General features: G+C 36.3%; 18 protein-coding genes and 2 tRNA genes. 16 read left to right on the top strand and 4 right to left on the bottom strand.

All coding sequences use genetic code 11. From position 1 onward, the window contains the following. Window positions 1-163: 163 nt before the first annotated feature. The 4 genes from Q1K34_RS09400 to Q1K34_RS09385 all read right to left on the bottom strand — a co-directional run bounded on the left by Q1K34_RS09400 (window position 164) and on the right by Q1K34_RS09385 (window position 3,275). Window positions 164-1,381, bottom strand: coding sequence for a site-specific integrase (locus tag Q1K34_RS09400; protein WP_300437679.1), 1,218 nt, complete (start codon window positions 1,379-1,381; stop codon window positions 164-166). 215 nt (window positions 1,382-1,596) lie between these two features. Further along, window positions 1,597-1,671 (bottom strand) — tRNA-Pro (locus Q1K34_RS09395). Window positions 1,672-1,797: 126 nt separating this feature from the next. Beyond that, a tRNA-Ser gene (locus Q1K34_RS09390) sits at window positions 1,798-1,880 on the bottom strand. Between the two features lie 159 nt (window positions 1,881-2,039). After that, entirely contained in the window at window positions 2,040-3,275 is a 1,236-nt protein-coding gene (locus tag Q1K34_RS09385) for an NAD(P)/FAD-dependent oxidoreductase (RefSeq protein WP_300437676.1), read from the bottom strand. Window positions 3,276-3,673: 398 nt separating this feature from the next. On the opposite strand from Q1K34_RS09385, the gene Q1K34_RS09380 reads away from it, so the two are divergent. The 16 genes from Q1K34_RS09380 (at window position 3,674) to Q1K34_RS09305 (ending at window position 19,615) form a co-directional block, all read left to right on the top strand. After that, on the top strand, window positions 3,674-5,206 hold the full coding sequence (locus Q1K34_RS09380) for an aromatic amino acid ammonia-lyase (RefSeq protein WP_300437673.1): 1,533 nt from the start codon (window positions 3,674-3,676) through the stop codon (window positions 5,204-5,206). 9 nt (window positions 5,207-5,215) lie between these two features. Next, entirely contained in the window at window positions 5,216-5,947 is a 732-nt protein-coding gene (gene fabG, locus Q1K34_RS09375; RefSeq protein WP_300437672.1) for a 3-oxoacyl-ACP reductase FabG, read from the top strand. Window positions 5,948-5,951: 4 nt separating this feature from the next. Then, entirely contained in the window at window positions 5,952-6,830 is an 879-nt protein-coding gene (locus tag Q1K34_RS09370; protein ID WP_300437669.1) for a lipid A biosynthesis acyltransferase, read from the top strand. A gap of 2 nt (window positions 6,831-6,832) precedes the next feature. Then, a complete protein-coding gene (locus Q1K34_RS09365) occupies window positions 6,833-7,282 on the top strand; it encodes a hypothetical protein (RefSeq protein ID WP_300437666.1) in 450 nt (149 codons plus the stop codon). Further along, the gene (locus Q1K34_RS09360; RefSeq protein WP_300437664.1) at window positions 7,279-7,701 is read left to right on the top strand and encodes a thioesterase family protein; all 423 of its coding nucleotides are present in this window, start codon (window positions 7,279-7,281) and stop codon (window positions 7,699-7,701) included. The genes Q1K34_RS09365 and Q1K34_RS09360 overlap by 4 nt, the downstream gene beginning before the upstream one ends. Further along, complete coding sequence (locus tag Q1K34_RS09355) at window positions 7,698-8,837, top strand: beta-ketoacyl synthase N-terminal-like domain-containing protein (RefSeq protein WP_300437661.1); 1,140 nt, start codon at window positions 7,698-7,700, stop codon at window positions 8,835-8,837. The genes Q1K34_RS09360 and Q1K34_RS09355 overlap by 4 nt, the downstream gene beginning before the upstream one ends. Then, complete coding sequence (locus tag Q1K34_RS09350) at window positions 8,837-9,442, top strand: hypothetical protein (RefSeq protein WP_300437658.1); 606 nt, start codon at window positions 8,837-8,839, stop codon at window positions 9,440-9,442. Before Q1K34_RS09355 ends, Q1K34_RS09350 begins: the two co-directional genes overlap by 1 nt. Continuing rightward, entirely contained in the window at window positions 9,435-9,692 is a 258-nt protein-coding gene (locus tag Q1K34_RS09345) for a phosphopantetheine-binding protein (RefSeq protein ID WP_108171490.1), read from the top strand. The genes Q1K34_RS09350 and Q1K34_RS09345 overlap by 8 nt, the downstream gene beginning before the upstream one ends. A 3-nt stretch (window positions 9,693-9,695) precedes the next feature. After that, window positions 9,696-10,880, top strand: coding sequence for a beta-ketoacyl-[acyl-carrier-protein] synthase family protein (locus Q1K34_RS09340; RefSeq protein ID WP_300437652.1), 1,185 nt, complete (start codon window positions 9,696-9,698; stop codon window positions 10,878-10,880). Then, a complete protein-coding gene (locus Q1K34_RS09335; protein ID WP_300437649.1) occupies window positions 10,873-11,931 on the top strand; it encodes a beta-ketoacyl synthase chain length factor in 1,059 nt (352 codons plus the stop codon). Before Q1K34_RS09340 ends, Q1K34_RS09335 begins: the two co-directional genes overlap by 8 nt. Then, window positions 11,928-12,698 carry a polysaccharide deacetylase family protein gene (locus Q1K34_RS09330; RefSeq protein ID WP_300437646.1) on the top strand — a complete coding sequence of 257 codons (771 nt, stop codon included), beginning with the start codon at window positions 11,928-11,930 and terminating at the stop codon, window positions 12,696-12,698. Before Q1K34_RS09335 ends, Q1K34_RS09330 begins: the two co-directional genes overlap by 4 nt. Then, window positions 12,685-13,308, top strand: a complete 624-nt coding sequence (locus tag Q1K34_RS09325) for an outer membrane lipoprotein carrier protein LolA (protein ID WP_300437643.1) — start codon at window positions 12,685-12,687, stop codon at window positions 13,306-13,308. The genes Q1K34_RS09330 and Q1K34_RS09325 overlap by 14 nt, the downstream gene beginning before the upstream one ends. A gap of 27 nt (window positions 13,309-13,335) precedes the next feature. Continuing rightward, window positions 13,336-13,701 (top strand): hydroxymyristoyl-ACP dehydratase, encoded by a 366-nt coding sequence (locus Q1K34_RS09320; protein WP_300437640.1) that lies wholly within the window; start codon window positions 13,336-13,338, stop codon window positions 13,699-13,701. A gap of 62 nt (window positions 13,702-13,763) precedes the next feature. Then, complete coding sequence (locus Q1K34_RS09315) at window positions 13,764-14,969, top strand: DUF2062 domain-containing protein (RefSeq protein ID WP_300437637.1); 1,206 nt, start codon at window positions 13,764-13,766, stop codon at window positions 14,967-14,969. After that, window positions 14,969-17,953, top strand: a complete 2,985-nt coding sequence (locus Q1K34_RS09310; RefSeq protein ID WP_300437634.1) for an MMPL family transporter — start codon at window positions 14,969-14,971, stop codon at window positions 17,951-17,953. Before Q1K34_RS09315 ends, Q1K34_RS09310 begins: the two co-directional genes overlap by 1 nt. Continuing rightward, complete coding sequence (locus Q1K34_RS09305) at window positions 17,954-19,615, top strand: C45 family peptidase (RefSeq protein WP_300437631.1); 1,662 nt, start codon at window positions 17,954-17,956, stop codon at window positions 19,613-19,615.

The following is a 19,615-nucleotide window of genomic DNA, read 5'->3' as shown; positions in this document are numbered from 1 at the left end:
GGATTATATTAAGAAACTCAAGTTTCGATTTTAAAATACAATTATCTTCCTGAAATAGGAAGATTTTTATAGTAGATGTTGCCCTTAAACATCTCTTTTTTCATTGCGACCATCGGGAGCAATCAAGATTGTGCCCACAGGCACACATTTTGAATTACTGAAATCATGAACTAAGTTTATCTTTCAATGCCAGCATATCTTCACTTAATTTATTTTCTAAAACCCGTGCATAAATTTGTGTAGTCGATAATTTCGTATGGCCTAATAGCTTGGAAACTGTTTCAATAGGTACTCCGTTGGATAAGGTTACAGTGGTAGCAAAAGTATGCCTGGCAGAATGGAAAGTAATAGTCTTTTTTATTTTCAATTGCAGCATAATCTCCTTTAAATATTTATTGACCTTTTGATTGGAACAAACAGGAAACAAATAATCATCTGAAGCAATTCGGTTTTTGTATTTATCTAATAGGATTTGCGCCTGGGGAAGTAATGGCACTTTTACGGTTTCATCTGTTTTTTCCCGTTTAGTATAGATCCAGTTGCTCCCATCAATTCCTTTAACAATTTGGTGAATGGTTAATTCTTTAATATCAACATAAGAAAGCCCAGTATAGCAAGAAAAAATAAAAATATCTTTTACTCTCTGCAAGCTACTTCTGGTAAATTCGGTAGCCTCTACTATTTGAAGCTCCCGCTTGCTTAAATACTGCCGTTCATTCTTTTCAAACCGGAATTTAAAGTTGTCAAAAGGATTTCTAACTAACCACTCTAGTTTAATTGCCAGGTTGAGCATCTTTTTAAAACGTTCCAAGTGTTTCATAGTGCCGTTATTCCCACAAGTCTTCCTGGAAATCTTTGCGGAATACTTGCGTAGGAACTGTTCAAAGTCGGTTACAAAGCGGTAATTGATCTGTTTAAGGCAAATATCATTGCAGCTCACTTTCTTCTTTAAAAACTCTTTTAAGTAAGTTTCAGTCGTATAATAATTTTTGAGCGTTCCGGGCTTCAACACATTTTTCATATGAGAATTATGATAATCCATCAGTTCCAACAAGGTTTTCTGGTGATCATCATTCCCATAGAAACGAGCTTTGATACTATGGGAGGAGATTACTTTATTCTCTGCGGATAGTTGTTTGTGGCAGTCAAGCAACTTATTGTAAACCTGGTCTAAATACTGGTTCAGAATTCGTGATTTTGGAGCGGTTCCCCTGGCGCGTCCTTTTGAGGCGTCCCATTGATTCACCGAAATTGATCTTTTTAGACTGATTTCGGAGCGTCTTCCATTGACAGTAATTCGGGCGTAAATAAATAATTTCTTCGTCTCATCGTGATGTTTACGGACAAAGAATAATACGGAAAAGGTAGTGTAATTAGGCATCTCAAGCGTCTTTAATGAAACAATCAGTTTGCAAAGACGAAAGTCAAATCAACTAAAATGCCTTATGAAGTTACGGAATTATCTGCAATGAATGATTCACCGAATGATTCACCAAACTTTTGCTATTAAATGATATTCTTTGATATCCCTAAAAACAAAAAACACTGAAAATCAATAGATTAACAGTGTTTTATATCCACTTATCAGGTGGTTCGTCGGGGTGGCAGGATTCGAACCTGCGGCCTCCTGCTCCCAAAGCAGGCGCGATAACCGGGCTACGCTACACCCCGAAACATATTCATTTTTTAGCCTTTTCCGTTCCAAATCATCAAAAGACAGCCGGGAAGCGGAGGGAAGTTAACCCGATTTTTCCCGCAGGAAAAGAGATTAAAAAACCCCAGACTAAAAAATCTCAGCGGAGAGACCGGGATTCGAACCCGGGCATCCAAGAAGGATGACAGCTTAGCAGGCTGCTGCATTACCACTCTGCCACCTCTCCGTTATTTAAGAACTTCGCAAGTATTTTTGCGGTTGCAAATGTAACTTTTACTTATAAACCATCCAAACCTTTTATTCCTTTTTTCGTTATAAAAAAGGAAAAACCAGAGCTGAAATTTTTAAAAGTCTTGACATCAGTATTATAAGACTTTAAGCAATTTTAGAGAATTTTTTCATTCTCTACTATTTTGTAAACATGACCAAGTATTCTTTCGTGGTTCCTCACAAATGGATTATGATTATTCCAAACATATCCCGCGAGAACAGCACATATTTGTTCCTTAATTTGAGGACTAGGCTTCGGGTGAAAAAAAATTTCCTGTAACTTTCCAGAATACCATTCTTTTACATACGTAGAAAAAACATCAATTCCTTTTTTAATATACTTCTCATATTCGTTTGCCCAATCTACTTTTTCTCCCGTTACTTCTCTTAACGCAAGCTTTGCGGCTAATAATCCGGATTCTGTAGCAAATGCGACACCAGATGAAAAAACGGGATCTAAAAACTCTGCTGAATTCCCCGTTAATACAAAGCCATTACCATAGGTGTATTTTACATTCTTTGAAATATTCCTAAGTTTAACTGGCTGAAATATCAATGGATAATTGTCAAACCTGCTTTTGTAATAATTAGTCTTCTGAAGCATTTTTTTGAAGATTTCCTCTGAATTTCCTATAAATTGCTGTAACCAGGAATTTGGGCCTACAAAACCAAGACTGGAGTCACCATTAGAAAAAGGAATGTACCAGAACCAGGTTTCAGTATTGATGATCTCAAAGGTAATTAAACTGCCTTCTATACCTTTTGGGCGACTTGTTTCATTAATGTGAGTAAAAATCGAAGAATGCTGGTAGATCTTCGGCGGAGCTTCTAAAGCTAATTGTTTGGCAAGAACACGACCGTTTCCGCTGGAATCGATTATAAACTTACAGGTCATTTCAGTTTTTTCTCCGGTTGCAGATATAGTTTTTATATGCCAGAGATTCCCAATATAAACTACAGAAATAACTTCAGTTTCAAATTTAATATCAACGCCCCTGGAGATGAGATTATCGGTAAGCACCTTGTCAAAGTCGGCTCGGGGTACCTGCCAGGTCCAGTCCCAGCCTTTACCAAATTTTTTACTGAAATCAAATTCAGCAATTTCATTGTTCCTAATAAAGCGGGCACCCGTTTTTTTCTGAAATCCCTGGTCTCTTAATATATTAATGAAGCCAGCTTCTTCAAAATTATCCATGCATCGTGGCAGCAGACTTTCCCCGATAGCAAATCTTGGAAATTTCTGCTTTTCAAGCACTATTATAGAAGCATTCTGTTTTTGTAAATATCCTGCAGCTACACTTCCCGACGGTCCTGCACCGATAATTACGATATCCCTGAATTCATTTTGCATAAAAGTTGTCTAGGCTTCAGGCAAACTTAATCAGAAAGTGTGAAAGGAAGTAATGAACTTAATCAAAAAAAGCCCTAACATGATTGTCAGGACTTTCTTGAGATATAAGCAAAAGATTGATGTAGTTACGTAAATACAAACAATCTTGTCACAAATATATTAGATGAGCTTTAAATTAAAGAAGGTGAAGTAAATACCTAACCATTTTTTAAAACGAGCATAATTCGATAAGATTAAATTTATCTTTTAATAAGATTAGCGCTAACATATGATTCAGTCAGGATCTGATTTTTTAAATTTCAGGGAAATACTATCCTATGGTTTTCTATTAATTATATTACATTTGTTAAAAGCTTTAACAGCGATCCCAAACCTATAAATACTAGCAGAAACGGTATATGCTGAATCTAGATACTGCACTAAAATTTACTGATTTTCACCAGGTTATTTTCAAAAATGAAAAGCTTGAGTTAGGGAGTTTTAGTCAAAAAAAACTACAGGAAAGTTTTGATTTTCTACAAGAATTTGCGAATAATAAAATCATTTATGGTGTAAATACAGGATTTGGCCCCATGGCTCAATATAAAATTGATGAGCAGGACAAAATAAAATTACAATTAAACCTTATTCGAAGCCATTCCACTGGTGCCGGTGCTTTAATGGAACCTATATATGTAAAGGCCTTAATGCTTGCTCGTTTAAATACCCTTTGTCTCGGCAAATCTGGCATTCATACCTCGGTGGTAGATTGCCTGATTAATTTGATTAATCATGAGGTAACACCAGTGATATTTGAGCATGGTGGAGTAGGGGCTTCAGGAGACCTGGTACAGCTGGCCCATTTAGCTTTGGTCTTGATTGGAGAAGGAGAAGTGATCTATAAAGGTGAACGCAGGCTTACAAAAACTGTTTTTGAAGAACTGGATATTAAGCCTGCAGAAATAAAAATAAGGGAAGGTCTTGCTGTGATGAATGGCACTTCAGCAATGACAGGAATTGGGATTGTAAATCTTATTTATGCAAAAAGACTTCTTGGCTGGGCTGTATTTTGCAGCGCGGTGATCAATGAAATTGTAGAGGCATATGATGATCACCTTTCCGAAGAATTAAACTCTTCGAAGCTTCACCCCGGGCAGCAGAAGATCGCTAAAAGAATGCGAAAGCATTTAGCGGATTCCCGGCTTACTCGGGATCGTAATGATCATTTGTATGCTAATGGGGCTGATAAGAACAGCTTTTTTCAGGAAAAAGTACAGGAATATTATAGTTTGAGATGTGTACCACAAATTCTGGGACCTGTTTCAGATACTATTGAGAACTCGCTAAAGATTTTAATGGAAGAAGTAAATTCTGCCAACGATAATCCAATTATAGACGTAGAAACGAAGCATGTTTATCATGGGGGAAATTTTCATGGGGATTATATATCTCTTGAGATGGACAAACTAAGGCTGGTGATGACCAAAACTTCCATGCTGGCAGAAAGGCAACTTAACTATCTTCTGAATTCTAAACTAAATGATATTCTTCCTCCATTTGTGAATTTAGGGAAATTGGGATTGAATTTTGGAATGCAGGGCGCTCAGTTCACCGCGGTTTCTACTACGGCCGAAAACCAGATGTTATCAAATTCCATGTACGTGCATAGCATTCCTAATAATAATGATAACCAGGATATTGTAAGTATGGGGGCAAATTCGGCCAATATGACCAAAAAGGTGATCGATAATTGTTTTGAGGTAATTTCTACGGAACTTGCCACTATCGTACAGGCGCTTTATTATCTGGATTTTGATAATCGTTTATCTCTTGCTACCAAAAAGAAATTAGGGAAATTAAGAAGTATTATTCCGCCGGTTAAAGAAGACAGGCCATTATATAATGAAATAGGTAAATTGAAGGATTTTCTTAGAAATAACGAAGCTTATTAATTACAAAGTATGAAATACGCATTGGTTACAGGGGGATCCAGGGGAATTGGAAAAGCTATCTGTTTAAAACTGGCAGAAGATCTTGGCTATAATATTCTTCTTAATTATCATTCAAACTCAAAAGCTGCAGAATCAACCAAATCTGAAATCGAAGCTTTGGGAGTAACATGTGAAATTTTAAAATTCGATGTTTCCAATAATGAAGAAACAAAAACCTCTATTGATACCTGGAAATTTGAAAATTCAGATAGCAAAATTGAAATCCTGGTAAACAATGCGGGAATAACAAAAGACGGCTTATTTATTTTTACAAATAATGAATCATGGAATTCGGTGGTAGATACCAGTTTGAAGGGATTCTATAATGTTACTCAGGCAATATTAAAAGATATGCTTCGTAGCAGGTTTGGTAGGGTGATTAATATTGTTTCCCTTTCAGGATTAAAAGGAAATCCCGGACAGGTAAATTATTCCGCAGCAAAGGGCGCTGTTATAGCTGCTACCAAAGCACTTGCTCAGGAAATAGGAAAAAGAAAGGTAACCGTAAATGCAGTGGCTCCAGGATTTATTCAGTCTGACATGACGAAGGATTTTGACGAAGATGACTTAAAAAAACATATTCCGCTGAATCGCTTCGGGGAAGCTGAAGAAGTGGCTAATCTGGTAAGTTTTCTTGCTTCCAAAAAGTCCTCTTATATAACGGGAGAGGTGATTAATATTAACGGCGGATTATACTCTTAGATATATGGCTACCTGGAAAGGAAAATCCCGAGGTACACTTTTAGGATTTAGGATTTACGTTCAAATAATAAAAAAAACCGGACTCTATTCTGCATATTTCGTACTCCTTTTTGTTGCTCTCTATTTTATTTTTTTCTCTTTCAATTCTACTAAAAGTACCTACTATCTTTTCAGGAAAAGATTAGGATATTCCCCAATTAGATCTGCCTTAAATGTGTATCATAGTTATTTCACCTTTGGAAGGATTCAGCTGGACAGGATCGCGATTACCACTGGTTTGAAACATAAGTTCACTTTTGAATTTGACGGAATAGAACATATAGACAACCTCTTAAAACAAAGAAGAGGTGGAATTTTACTCACCGCACATATTGGTAATTTTAATCTGGCTAAACATTTTTTTGAAGAAAAACATTCTGAAGCGGTAGTAAATCTGGTAGTAACCGACTTTGAACATAGACAGATCAAAGACTATATGCAATCTATTACCGGATCTTCAGAAGTAAAGATCATCGTTTTAAATGATGATCTAAGCCACGTTTTTAAAATGAAAGAAGCGCTGGCAAAGAATGAACTTTTGGTTTTTGCTGCCGACAGGTTTTTAAAACATTCTAAAACATTTAAAGCAGAATTTCTGGGGGAACAGGTGAAATTTCCGCAGGGTCCTTTTAAACTTGCGGCCAGAAATAAAATTCCGGTGTTGTTCGTACACCTTATGCGTGAAAAGAATTTTCATTATCATTTCTATGCCAGACCGTATAAATCTGAAGAGTATACTTCACGGGAAATTTTAAAATCATATCTTGACGATCTTGAAAAGATGGTAAAAAAATATCCTCATCAGTGGTACAATTATTACGATTACTGGAACGATTTTAGTTAAAAATGGCAGAAAATCTCTTACATCATCCTATAACCGAACACGAACAGATTATTAATTTGATTCCGCAGAAAGAACCTTTTGTATTTGTGGATACACTTTTTGAATATACTGCTCTTACCGGCATAACTGGTTTTAAGGTTCCTGAAAATTGCATTTTATTAGACGGTAATAAACTTTCGGAAAGTGGCTTGATCGAGCACATGGCGCAGAGTATGTCCCTGCATCGCGGGTATCAGGGCTCGTTGAGTGGGCAAACCAAACCAAAAACCGGATTTATTGGAGTAATTAAAACTGTGGAAATTCTTGGTTTGCCTGAAGTTGGAGAAAAACTAAAAACCTACGTAGAGATTCTTCATGAGATCATGAATGTAACATCGGTTTCCGCAAGGACTGAAAATGAAAAAGGTGAAATAATTGCAATTTCAGAAATGAAAACTGTTACGGTAGAATGAGTAATATGGGTTTATCAAGCATTACCAATCTAAAAGTTCGCTTTCAGGAATGTGATCCTATGCAAATTGTATGGCACGGTAACTATTTTAAATATTTTGAGGAAGGTCGAGAAGATTTTTGTAAAAATAATAGTATCTCCTATCTGCATGCTCAGCAGCACGGTTTCGCAACGCCTATTGTAAAGACAGAATGTGAGCATAAACTTCCTTTGCAATATGGAGATGAATTTGAAGTGGAAACCACTTTTATCAATTCAGAAGCTGCTAAAATGATCTTTCACTATAAAATATTTTCTTCAAAAAAACTAATCTGTACCGGCAGCACAACTCAGGTTTTTACCGATAAAAATTCTGAATTGGTGCTTACCAATCCACCATTTTTCTTAGATTGGAAAAAGAAAATGGGATTGGTTAAATGAGCAGGAACTATCTTCTAAGCGATTCAATAATTTCTCCTTTAGGATTTGGCACTACAGAAAACCTGGCAGCCATTAGAAATTCTGAATCAGCTCTAAAATTACACAAGCATCCCCGGTTTTTTGAAGAAGGTTACTATGCCGGTTTGATAGGTGATGAGCTTTTAGATGAAAAATTTGTAAAAATAGGCGATGTCTATTTATATACTAAACTTGAAAAACTTATTATTCTGGCGATTCAAAAGGTTTTGGATCAGCAACCCGATCTGGATTTGATTAAAACCGGTCTTATTATTTCTACCACCAAAGGAAATATTGCTGAGCTTGGGAAAAATAATTTTTCAGCTGATAGACTTTATCTATGGAAAATGGGAAATATGATTTCTGATTTTTTTGGCTTTAAAAGTAAATCAATTATTGTTTCTAATGCTTGTGTTTCCGGGGCGCTGGCTATTAAGGTCGCGAATGATTTTATCAATATCAATAAATTTGAAAATGCCATTGTAGCCGGGGGAGACCTGGTTTCAGATTTTGTGCTATCAGGATTTCAATCCTTTCAGGCAATAAGTCCGCAGCCATGTAGGCCATTTTCAAGAGACAGAAAAGGAATAAGTTTGGGAGAAGCTGCCGCAGCCGTTCTCATAGGTACAGGTAAATCGAAAGACGAGGAACAAATTCAATATATCGATGCGGTCACGGCGAATGATGCGAATCATATTTCAGGGCCAAGCAGGACCGGAGAAGGTCTTTACAAAAGTATTTCCAGCTTATTGGAACGAAATAAGATGAATCCCGGTGAAATAGATTTCTTATCAGCTCATGGAACCGCCACGATTTATAATGATGAGATGGAAGCGATAGCATTTAATAGAGCTGGTTTATCTATGACCCCCGTAAATAGTTTTAAAAGTTATTACGGACATACACTTGGCGCTTCAGCCCTGATCGAAAGTATTTTGACCAAACATTCTTTGCTGAATAATGAATTATATGAGTCAATGAATTTTACTGAATTAGGAGTTTCAGAGGAATTGAATATTATTCAACATACTGAAAAAAAAGAATTGAATGTTGCTCTTAAAACAGCTTCAGGGTTTGGAGGTTGTAACCTGGCTATGCTCTTAAAAAAAGAAGGATAATGAGCAGGAAACTTTATATAAAGAATTCTGTGGTAATTCGTGATTCTAAAATTTTTAGAAACGAAGAGCTCTTGCTTAAAACCAATGAAGGTTTAAGTCTTTCCAGCTTCTTGAAAGCTATTTATAAGGAGCAAAATCTAAAATATCCGAAATTCTTTAAAATGGACAGCCTTTCTAAACTAGGATATTTAGGTGTGGAAATCTTATCTAAAGGAAATATTGCAGATAAGCAAACTGCATTGGTTTTCGCCAATTCCACTTCCAGCCTTGAAACAGATGAGGCTTATGCAGCCTCTATGAAGAAATTTCCCTCACCTTCACTTTTTGTGTATACGCTGCCAAATATCATGTTGGGGGAGCTAAGTATAAGACACGAGTTAAGGTCTGAAAATTCATTTTTCATTTCTGAAAGCTTTGATCCGGAACTGTTTATAGGGTACACGAAGATATTATTTCAGCAGGAAAAAATAGAAAATGTGCTTTGTGGTTGGGTTGACTTGCACAATAACGATTATGATGTATTTTTGTGCCAGATTGCCCTTAGCGGCGGAACCGATTTTAACGAAGAGGAGCTAAAGAAATTATACTTGCCTACACATGAGTGACCTGCATACCGAATTAAAAAAAAGTATTATTGAACAACTTAACCTCGAAGATATGGAGGTGAGCGAAATTGAAAATGATGAGCATCTTTTTGGAGATGGGCTGGGGCTAGATAGTATCGACGCCCTGGAACTTATCGTTCTTCTGGAAAAAGATTACGGGATAAAACTAACTGACCCAAACCAGGGAAAGGAGATCTTTAATTCTATTAATACCATGGCCGACTTTATTGAGAAAAACAGGACACGTTAATATATGAAAGGCATCGCCGTTACCGGAATGGGAATAATTTCTGCCATTGGCAGCAATTTAGAAGAAATTTACTCTTCTCTTATATCCGGAAAAGACGGAATTAGTTATCCAGAAATACTTGCTACAAATCACACCAATTTACCGGTTGGAGAGATTAAACTGAGTGATTTAGAATTAAGTGAAATTCTAAATTTGCCTAAAGCTCATTTTTATACCCGAACTGCCTTATTGGCTATGCACGCGATAAAGGAGTTGTTGAAAAAGAGTGAATTAGCACAATTTCCTGAAGACACGGGTTTTATTTCGGGAACCAGTGTGGGTGGAATTGATAAAATAGAAGCACATTTTTATGACTTTCAGGATATTGTAGAATATAGAAAATATATTCAGGCGCAACATCCTGGTTTTACTACGGAAAAAATTGCGGAATATTTTGGTCTTACACAAACAGTTACTACTATTAGCACAGCCTGTTCTTCATCAGCAAATGCCATTATGATGGGGGCTCAATTGATTGAATCCGGGAGATTGAAACGCGTTATCGTTGGTGGAAGCGACTGCTTAACAAAATTCACCTTAAATGGATTTAGTTCATTAAAGATACTATCAGAAAATAAAAACCGTCCTTTCGATAACGATCGGGAAGGACTTAATTTAGGGGAAGCTGCGGCGTATCTCCTATTAGAAGCGGAAGATTGTATAAAAGGTAAGCCTGTGTTGGGTAGAGTAAAGGGATATGGAAATTCAAATGATGCATTCCATCAAACCGCCTCTTCTGAAAATGGAGAAGGTGCGTTCCAGGCGATATCAAAAGCAATTAAAAAAGCTGGTATTTTAAGCTCTGAAATCGATTATATCAATGTTCACGGAACAGCTACCAGGAATAATGATCTTTCTGAAAGTGTGGCGTTAAAAAGGATATTTGGCAGGAATGTTCCAGATTTTAGTTCCACGAAATCATTTACGGGACATAGCCTTGGTGCTGCCGGTGCGGTAGAAGCTGTTTTTAGTTTGCTCTCCATTCAGAATAACGAGATATTCCCTAACCTAAATTTTGATACTGAAATGAGCGAAACAGGTTTAACTCCTGTCACAAACTTTCAGAAGAAAAAAATAAGAACAGTGCTTTCAAATTCATTCGGCTTCGGTGGAAATTGTACCTCTTTAATATTTCAGAAAGATGCGTAAGCTTTACATCAATGGTATATCGTCTATTTCTCCTCAAAATGAAGCTATTTTCAAAGGCAGCACTCCACAGCAATACGAAAATAATATTCTTCCTGCCCAGGCTCAGGATTATAAGTCCTTACTCCAGCCAATGATGCTTAGAAGAATGTCGAAGGGGGTAAAAATGGGGCTTTTTTGCGCTAAAAAAGCTTTGGATGAAGCAGAAGTGAAAATCCCAGACGTAATACTGGTAGGCACCGGCCAGGGTTGCATGGAGGATACTGAAAAATTCCTGTCAAATATGCTTGAATCTGAAGAAGGTTTACTTAGCCCAACTTCGTTTATACAGTCTACTCATAACACAGTAGCCGGGCAAATCGCTTTAGATTTGAACTGTAATGGGCATAATATGACTTTCACTCAAAATTCGGTTTCTTTTGAAAGTGCACTTATCGATGCCCTGCTTCAACAAAATGATCAAAATATAAAAAATATCCTGGTTGGAGGTGTAGACGAAACTTCTAACGAGCTTACTGGATTTCAACGATTAGACGGACAAATAAAAAAGGAGGGGCATAGAAACCTGGAACTTTACAGTTCACAAACATCAGGCACTATTATTTCAGAAGCTGCTGCATTCTTTGCTCTTGGATCAGAAAAATTAAAGCATTCTTACGCTGAATTTAAGGATGTTGAAATAATTAATTCATTAGATGAAAAAATTCTCGAGTCTAGAATTGAAAATTTTCTAAAACGGAATGATCTCTTGGTTTCTCAAATAGATGCCGTAATCCTGGGAAAAAATGGAGATATTCGCTTTGATCAATATTATGATCAGCTTCAAAATGGAATGTTTTCGGCTACCTGTCAGCTGGGGTATAAACATTTAGTGGGAGATAATAACGCGATCTCGTCCTATGCTTTCTGGCTGGCTTCAAAAATTTTAAAAGAAAAAAAGATTCCCCGAATTTTTAAGCTGAATGCTTTAAATTGCGCCAGGCCCAGGAATATTTTGATCTATAATCAATATCTGGGTCGAAATCATGGATTAATTCTTTTACAGGACCTTTGACTTTTAAACTTATTAAAATTCTTTTTGGAGTTGCAGCAATTGCTGCAATTTTCCAATTCTATAGAGAAATCTGGCCATTCTGGCCTGTACTGTTAATTTGTATAAGCTATATATTGGTGGTATTAATTCTTTCCACAAATGTTCAGTTTAATTTTTTCGTTAAAGCCTATAATAATAACCCGGCTTATCCTGATAATTCCGTAGCCTTTAGTTTTGACGATGGCCCAACCGAAAACACGCTGGAGATTTTAGAAGTTTTGGATAAGTATCAAACAAAAGCAGCTTTTTTCTGTATTGGGAGGAATATAGAGAAACATCCTGAAATTTTCAGGGAAATCATTAAACGAGGTCATATTGTAGGAAATCATACCTATTCCCATACCAGGAAAATGGGGTTTTTAAGGACTAAAATAATTCAGAAAGAAATTGAGCAATGCAATAAAATAGCTGAAAATATGGGGGGTGTAAAAATGAAACTTTTCAGGCCACCCTTCGGAATAATAAACCCCAAAACTAAAAGAGCGCTTCAAAAGACCGGCCACCGGGTAATAGGATGGAATATTCGTCCCTATGACGCAGTAACTAAATCTCCTGATAAGATTATCCTGCGCATAACTAAAAACCTGAAAAAAGGAGATCTTATTTTACTCCACGATAATAAGCCTAAGACCACGGCTATATTGGAACAATTATTGGTAATTCTAGAACAACGTAATTTCGGCACCGTAAGGCCAGATAAATTATTTGATATTCATGCGTATAATTAAACTTTTTATATTTCTCTTCAGTCTTAATCTTCTGTCGCAAAATGCTGCTTTAAATAATTCTGAAACTAAAACTTTCAAAGCCAATGTCATTGAAAAATCGAATGATATAAACAGCTTTTCCGCAGATTTTTTACAGGTGAAACATATGAAGATGATGGCTGGTACTCCAGAAAGCCACGGAAAAGTTTACTATAGATCGCCAAACACCCTTAAATGGGAATATACCCGGCCTTATGATTATCAGCTATTGTTTAAAAATTCAAAATTGTTTATTGTCGAAGATGGACAATTATCTGAAGTAGATCTTTCTTCAAATAAGCTTTTCGATAAAATGGGCGAGTTGGTTGCTGGAAGCGTGAATGGAAAAATTTTAATGGCCGATAAAGATTTTGATATTTCCTATCATCATGCAGGGGAGAATGTAAAAGCTCTAATTATTCCAAAAGATGAAAACCTTAAAGGCATGTTTAAAGAAATTTGGATATACTTTAATAGGAAGCATCTTATAAATTCGGTTAAATTAATTGATCCTTCCGGTGATTATACTGAAATTAGCATGAAGAATATCAAAATTAATCAACCAATTCCTTCTTCCGTTTTTCAAAACTAAGCTATCTTGACCTGCCAAATATAATTTATGATTTTAGACAGTTTGTACCAGGTTTCCAATACTGCCCTTGCGGGTGACCACGCAGTGACTACACTTAAAGTTAATAAAGATCATGAGATCTATAAAGGCCATTTTCCTGGAAGACCGGTAACTCCAGGGGTTGTTCTAATGCAATTGTTTAAAGAGGAGGCAGAGAGAATCTTTGATAAAAAACTTCAATTAGTAAGGGCAGATAATGTGAAATTCACTGCTGTTTTTGATCCTACAGAAGATAATGAATTAATCCTGGACTCTCAATTAAATGAGACTGGTGAATTCATAAAGCTTAAAGGTATTGCGAAGAATAAAAAGGGTATAGTTCTAAAGATCAATTCCCTTTATAAAGCTTCCTAATTCTTCAAAACCGTTATTGTGCTTCCTGAATAAATAATACTTTTGCAGGAAACGATTTCCTTGTGAAAAAAGAGCCGGTTTTTCAAAAAAGATTTGAGGATCTTAATTGTTGCGTGATTGTACCTACGTATAACAATGCACATTCCCTTGATCATTTTCTAACCGATCTTAAACTCTACACGAATAACCTCATCATCATAAATGATGGTTCTACAGATGCTACCCCTGAAATTCTTGCTCAGCATCAAGATTTTTATATAAAAACCCATCCGGAGAATAAAGGAAAGGGAATGGCATTAAAAACCGGTTTCCGGCTGGCTGAAAATTTAGGGTATGATTACGCCATAACCATAGATTCTGACGGTCAGCATTACCCTGATGATCTCGATGTTTTTTTAACTGAATTAGAAGGCAGAAAAGAATCTGATCCTGAAATTTTGCTGGTTGGAGACAGAAATATGGGACGCGATGGGATCCCTGGAAAAAGTAGCAAAGGCAACCGGTTTTCGAACTTTTGGTTTTTAGTGGTTACGGGTATTGAATTGAATGATACACAAAGTGGTTATAGGTTATATCCTGTAAAACTTACTAATTCGCTGAGGCTTATTACCTGGAAGTTTGAGTTGGAAATTGAAGTACTGGTAAAAGCTGCGTGGAAAAAGGCAGAAGTAAAGAATATACCAATTAAAGTTTTATACCAGGAAGGGAAGAGAGTAACCCATTTCAGGCCTTTTTGGGACATTGTAAGGATCGTCCTGCTTTATATGTGGTTTGTACTGGTTAGTTTTTTCTATATACATCCAAGAAATAAATACCAGGATTTTAAAAATAAAGGTTTTAAAAAATTCTGGAAAGAAGATATTATTAAAAGCCAGGAACCTCCACATAAAAAAGCAGCTGCCATAGCCCTGGGAATATTTGTAGGAATTTCACCATTTTGGGGAATTCATACACTTCTGGTATTTACTCTCGCTGCAGTTTTCAAGTTAAATAAGGTTATAGCCTTTTTATTCTCCAATATAAGCATACCGCCTTTTATTCCATTTATCATCTACGCAAGCTATCAGGCAGGTTCATTGATTACCGGAAATGGTTTTGATTGGGGTCTTAAACTTCAGAAATTCGATAATGGAGCCGATATTTTTTTAGGCCTTTGGCAATATATTATGGGTAGTTTTGCCCTTGCAATTGTTCTTGCTGTTAGTCTCTGGATTGTCTTTTATTTTTTATTTTCGGTATCTAACCAAAAGCAGGTGATAAAACCTTAATGCATAAAACCTTTTTTAATATTCATCATTACCTGAAAAACCACAAAGCAATTGGTTTTTCTATTCTATTTCTATATACGATTCTTATTTCTTTTTTTGCCTGGAATATTGATTTAGAAGAAGATATTACCAGTTTAATTCCTGCCGGAGAAAAGCAGGAATTACTGAAACAGATCATAAAGGAAGCAGATTTTTCAGATAAAATAATTCTAAGTATTTCTGCAGAGTCTGAGGAAGTAGATCCAGATTCGCTGGTCCAATATGCCAACGAATTAACCCAAATCCTCACAGAAGATTACTCAGATTATATAGTTGAGATAAAAGGGAAAGTTCCTGAAAAAGATATTAAACAGGTCTACAATTTTGTGTATGAGAATTTACCGATTTTCTTACATGAAGACGATTATCTTAAAATTCAGGATCGCCTGGCTACCGATAGTATTGAGAGAAGTATTAAATCTGGTTACAGGCAATTAATGTCGCCTACTGGTTTTGTTACTAAAGATTATTTTTTAAGTGATCCTTTAAATTTTACAAATCTCGGACTGGAAAAACTTAGGGAATTACAGATTGGCGATAATTTTAGTATTTACAATAATTACCTGGCTACCAAAGACAGGCAGCATATTATTCTTTTTTTAGAGCCGGTCTATCCTGCTTCCGAAACCAATAACAATGAAAAATTTATCAATTCCCTTCAGGAAACAGTCCAGAATTTAAATGCTAAATATACATCTGTAGGTGCAAGCTTTTTCGGTGGTGTGCTCTATTCCCTGGCAAATGCCAACCGAATAAAAAAGGATATTCAGCTTACTATGGGAATAGCAATAAGCCTTCTTTTACTTTTGCTTATCTTTTTTTATCGAAAAATCTATGTTCCCGTTTTATTGTTTCTACCCAGTCTTCTGGCGGGAATTTCCGCAATCGCTATATTGAGCATTTTTAAAGGTTCTATTTCAGCGATTTCGCTGGGAATTGGGGCAATTTTACTGGGTGTCACCCTGGATTATTCGCTGCATATCTTAACTCACTTCAGAAATAACCGGGAAGTAAATCAGTTATATAAAGATATTACGAAGCCCATTTTAATGAGCAGTGTCACTACTGCTGTCGCTTTTTTGTGCCTCATCTTCGTTAAAAGTGAAGCGCTGAATGATTTGGGTATTTTTGCGGCAATAAGTGTGCTGCTTTCTTCAGTCTTTGCATTAGTCACGATTCCGTTATTCTACAAACCCGGTACTGAAAAAGCTAATAAAACCACTTTTCTTGATAAACTGGCGGCGATAGACTATTCCCGCTTAAAGCCTTTGCTGATTGGAGTGGTGTTGGTATTAGTAATTTCTGTATTCTTTTTTAATAAAGTTGAATTTAATAATGATCTCTCCACTTTAAATTATCAACCTTCTGAAATTAAAAAAGTAGAAGAAAGGGTAGAAGATCTTGCCGGCAGGTCGGGAAAGAGGGTTTATATGGTCGCATTTGGGAACACGGTAGACGAAGCACTACAGCAAAACAGCAGGTTATATAATCAACTTAGGGAATTTGAGGATAAGGGTCTCATACAAAATTTCAGCAGTATAGGCGGAGTGATTCATTCTACCAACACCCAAAATGAAAAGATTGAAAACTGGAATTCTTTCTGGACCCCTCCAAAAATTGATAGTCTGGAAACCAATCTTATTAATATTTCACAGGAATATGGATTTAGGGAAGAAACCTTCAGTAGATTTTATAATCAGCTTGGAAGCAATTTTGGAACCATTGGCCTTAATGATTATAAGAATGCTGGTTCTATTTATTTAGATGATTTTATTTCGGAAGGAGAAGACCTTGCTACTGTGACCAGCACGGTAAATTTAGGTGAAGACAAAGCCGATGAATTTGTTTCTTATTTTAAGGATGAACCAGGAGTCTTTACTTTAGACCGTAAAGCGATGAATCAGAATTTCCTGGGGAATTTAAAAGCCGATTTTAATAAATTGATCCTCATCTCTGTTCTGGCCGTATTTATAATCTTATTTATCTCTTATCGAAATCTGGAAATTAGCCTTTTTACATTATTGCCTATCGCGGTTACCTGGATTTGTGCTTTAGGAATAATGGCTGTTTTTAATATTGATTTCAATATTTTGAATATCATCATATCTACTTTTATTTTTGGTTTGGGTCTGGATTACAGTATTTTTATTACCAATGCCTGTTTGAACGAATATGAAACCGGAAAGTATGATTTAAAAACCTATCAAACCTCTATTTTAATTTCAGTTATTACCACTTTACTTGGAATGGGAGCTTTGATATTCGCCCAACATCCCGCTTTAAGATCTGTTTCCATTGTTTCTATAATCGGGGTAATTACGGCAGTTTTTGTAAGTTTTGTATTGCAACGGGCAATCTTCAGAAAGTTCGTTTTAAATAGGGTACAGGCAGGAAAATCGCCTTTGTACCTTCGGAAGCTTGGTGATTTCAAAGGAAGGATTACTCAAAGTGAAAGATTATATAGGAAACGTGCAGTGCTGGATAATTACCGCTATAAAAAAATCTATCCGCACATAAAGAGCAGATTCAGAATTATAAAAGAAAAGAATTTACGTATAAGCAGATATATTGAAAATGGTGAAACTATCAGCGTAATCAATTCGGGTTACGGCATCATTCCCCTATTTTTATCCTATAAATTTGGATCTTCCAAAATCCAGGCTTTCGAGGCCGATACCGAAGCGCTCCATATTGCCAGAAATACAGCACGCACTAATTCCGCAGATATTTCTTTTTATGATCTTCCTGAAGAATTGCCCGGAACGAAGGTTTATGTGATCTACGGGAATTTTCAGGAGGAAAAACTATTGAAGCAACTTATTAGTAAAAACGCAGAAAAGGTGATTTTTATAGATTCCGAATTTCCTAACAGATGGCTGCTGGATCAAAACTTTGAAATTATTTACAGGCAAAATAATATTCTGGTGCTAAAAAAAGCTGAATAAATGAAATTAAGGTGCCTCCTTTTAGTAATCATCTTTTTTTGCCTTGCTTCTTGCGGGGTAAAGAGATCTATGGAGCAAAGACCGGATATTTCAGGAATTGAAAAAATTGATACCACAAGGATAAAACATCATGATTCTTTTTACAGTTTGGGAAATAATCAGCTTTATCAAAATGAGCAGGGAATTTGGGAGCTTTACCTGGAAGGAGACGCTTTAGAAAGGGGTGTGGCCAACGGAAGTTTAACCCGGGAGCTTATTCATCATCAGGAAATTGCTTTTATGGATAAACTTCAGGAGATGGTGCCTTCTGAAAACTATAGGGGATTTTTAAAATCTGTTGTTTCCTGGTTCAATAGAAAAATGTATTTACACGTCCCAGAAGAATTTAAAACAGAGATCTATGGCGTTTCCCGATATGGGTTAAAACGCTATGAAGACTTTGCCCCGGCTTATATTAGAATGCTATATTTTCACGGAGCCCATGATATTGGTCACGCTTTGCAGGATCTTATGCTGGTGGGTTGTACTTCTTTTGCTGCCTGGGATTCTAAAACTGAGGATGGGGAGTTACTGCTAGGAAGAAATTTTGACTTTTATGCAGGAGATGATTTTGGAGAACAGAAAATTGCTGCTTTTGTGAATCCAGATCAGGGACATAAATTTATGATGTACACCTGGGGCGGATTCATTGGTGCGGTTAGCGGCATGAACGAAAAAGGAATTACGGTTACCATTAATGCAGGAAAATCTAAAATGCCGCTTCTGGCGAAAACTCCAATCAGTCTGGTGGCAAGAGAGATTTTACAATATGCCGGTAGCACTGCTGAAGCGATTGAAATTGCCAAAAAAAGGGAGGTTTTTGTTTCAGAATCTATAATGGTAGGAAGCGGTGATGAACGTAAAACGATTTTAATTGAAGTTTCTCCGACCAATTTTGGAGTATTTGAAGTTCAGAATTCTAACCAGCTAATTTGCAGTAATCACTTTCAAAGTGAAGCCTATAAAAGAGATAAGCGGAACTTACGAACTATTAAAGAAAGCCACTCCAAATATCGTTATAACAGGATGCAGGAGCTGATCTCTAAAGCCGAAAAGCTAAATCCGGAGAAAGCTGTGGCCGTATTGCGAAATATGAAAGGGCTGGAGGATAAAAAAATTGGCTATGGCAATGAGAAAGCGATCAACCAGCTTCTGGCTCATCATGGGATTATTTTTAAGCCGAAGGAAAGGAAAGTATGGGTTTCTTCCAATCCTTATCAAATGGGTGAATTTGTCGCCTATGACCTGGAGGATGCTTTCTCTAAGTTTCAATACGGAATCATAGATAAATCTGTTGCTGTTACTGAAGAAAATATAGCGGAAAGTGATTTTATTCACACTAAAAAATTTCAGGAATATGAAGAATTTCGAAAACTTGAAATACAGGTAAAAGAGCAATTATCAAATAAAATTGCGGTTCCAGAAGCATCGGCAGAAAGATTAGTGAATCTAAATCCAGATTTTTGGGAAGCCTGGTTTCTTGCCGGAAAAGTATATTTTAGTAATGCCGATTTTAATAATGCCATTATTCATTTTAAGCAAGCCGGGAAAAGAGAAGTTACCACTGCTTCGGATGTAGAAATGATCGAGAAAATGATCGAAAAAAGTTATCGAAAATTATAA

Origin of the sequence: Christiangramia sp., assembly GCF_029937855.1 — a bacterium.
Classification (GTDB): Bacteria; Bacteroidota; Bacteroidia; order Flavobacteriales; family Flavobacteriaceae; genus Christiangramia.
Note: the sequence above shows the minus strand (reverse complement) of the source record. Positions and strands in the feature narration are given on the sequence as shown.

Coding starts and splice junctions, on each gene's coding strand:
- Q1K34_RS09370 (WP_300437669.1), top strand. CDS start 5,952: ATGGCTACCTGGAAAGGAAAATCCCGAGGTACACTTTTAGGATTTAGG.
- Q1K34_RS09320 (WP_300437640.1), top strand. CDS start 13,336: ATGATTTTAGACAGTTTGTACCAGGTTTCCAATACTGCCCTTGCGGGT.
- Q1K34_RS09345 (WP_108171490.1), top strand. CDS start 9,435: ATGAGTGACCTGCATACCGAATTAAAAAAAAGTATTATTGAACAACTT.
- Q1K34_RS09385 (WP_300437676.1), bottom strand. CDS start 3,275: ATGCAAAATGAATTCAGGGATATCGTAATTATCGGTGCAGGACCGTCG.
- fabG (WP_300437672.1), top strand. CDS start 5,216: ATGAAATACGCATTGGTTACAGGGGGATCCAGGGGAATTGGAAAAGCT.
- Q1K34_RS09380 (WP_300437673.1), top strand. CDS start 3,674: ATGCTGAATCTAGATACTGCACTAAAATTTACTGATTTTCACCAGGTT.
- Q1K34_RS09340 (WP_300437652.1), top strand. CDS start 9,696: ATGAAAGGCATCGCCGTTACCGGAATGGGAATAATTTCTGCCATTGGC.
- Q1K34_RS09365 (WP_300437666.1), top strand. CDS start 6,833: ATGGCAGAAAATCTCTTACATCATCCTATAACCGAACACGAACAGATT.
- Q1K34_RS09335 (WP_300437649.1), top strand. CDS start 10,873: ATGCGTAAGCTTTACATCAATGGTATATCGTCTATTTCTCCTCAAAAT.
- Q1K34_RS09360 (WP_300437664.1), top strand. CDS start 7,279: ATGAGTAATATGGGTTTATCAAGCATTACCAATCTAAAAGTTCGCTTT.
- Q1K34_RS09310 (WP_300437634.1), top strand. CDS start 14,969: ATGCATAAAACCTTTTTTAATATTCATCATTACCTGAAAAACCACAAA.
- Q1K34_RS09350 (WP_300437658.1), top strand. CDS start 8,837: ATGAGCAGGAAACTTTATATAAAGAATTCTGTGGTAATTCGTGATTCT.
- Q1K34_RS09305 (WP_300437631.1), top strand. CDS start 17,954: ATGAAATTAAGGTGCCTCCTTTTAGTAATCATCTTTTTTTGCCTTGCT.
- Q1K34_RS09325 (WP_300437643.1), top strand. CDS start 12,685: ATGCGTATAATTAAACTTTTTATATTTCTCTTCAGTCTTAATCTTCTG.
- Q1K34_RS09355 (WP_300437661.1), top strand. CDS start 7,698: ATGAGCAGGAACTATCTTCTAAGCGATTCAATAATTTCTCCTTTAGGA.
- Q1K34_RS09400 (WP_300437679.1), bottom strand. CDS start 1,381: ATGCCTAATTACACTACCTTTTCCGTATTATTCTTTGTCCGTAAACAT.